At 61.3% G+C, this 1,025-nt stretch carries 1 protein-coding gene; it reads right to left on the bottom strand.

What is annotated here, in order from left to right:
* Positions 1–1,025: VCBS domain-containing protein (locus tag G7016_RS24755; protein WP_219856368.1), on the bottom strand; the 1,025-nt coding region annotated here is incomplete at both ends.

The following is a 1,025-nucleotide window of genomic DNA, read 5'->3' on the forward strand; positions in this document are numbered from 1 at the left end:
GGTCACGCCCTTGGCCAGGTGCTGGTACGCAGCATTGCTGGCGTCCAGGGTCCAGGTGCCGTCGGCGTTCAGGGTGAAGCCGGCCACGCTCGGCTGGCTGCTGGTGGTGCTGAAGGTCAGCAGGCGATCGTCGTCAACATCGGTGGCAGTCAGGGTGCCACGGGCAACCGCGTCTTCGTTCACCGCAACGTTGCCGGCGGCGGTTGTAGTGGTGATCACCGGAGCATCGTTGGTGCCGGTCACCTTGATGACCAGGGTTTCAGAGTCGGCCGCACCATATTGGTCGACCACTTTGTAACCGATGTAAAGAGTCTCGGTAGCCCCCTTGGCCAGATTCTGGTAGGCCGCGTTGCTGGCGTCGAGCGTCCAGGTGCCGTCCTTGTTCAGGGTGAAGCCAGGGATACTAGTCTTGGCTGTCTGGCTGAAGGTCAGCTGGCTCCCGTCATCAACATCCATGGCAGTGAGCTTGCCAGATACCTGGAAGTCTTCATTCACCTTGGCCATGTTGCCAGCCGCAGTGGTGGTAATGACTGGCGCGTCATTAGCACCGGTGACAGTAATGGTCAGCGTCTGCGGCGTGCTGACGGCACTGTGTTCGTCAGTGACCACGTACTTGATTGCGATGGTTTCGGTAGCACCCTTGGCCAAGTGCTGATAAGCCGCGTTGCTGCCGTCCAGGGTCCAGGTGCCATCAGCCTTTAGGGTAAAGCCGGGCACGCTCGGCTGGCCGCTGGCGGTGCTGAAGGACAAGCTGGAATTATCGTCGGCATCCGTAGCGGTCAGCTTGCCAGATACTCGCGAGTCTTCATTAACCCGGGTAACGCTAGCCGCAGAAGAAGTGGTGATCACCGGGGTGTCGTTGGTGCCGGTCACGGTGACGGTCAGGGCCTGGGGAGCGCTGGCCACACCCTGGGCGTCGGTGGCGACGTACTGGATGTTGTAGCTCGTGCTCTGACCGACAGCTAGGTGCTGGTAGGCCGCATTGCTCGGGTCGAGCGTCCAGCTGCCGTCGGTGTTCAGGGTGA

It is taken from the genome of Pseudomonas japonica, from assembly GCF_013522925.1.
Classification (GTDB): Bacteria; Pseudomonadota; Gammaproteobacteria; order Pseudomonadales; family Pseudomonadaceae; genus Aquipseudomonas; species Aquipseudomonas japonica_A.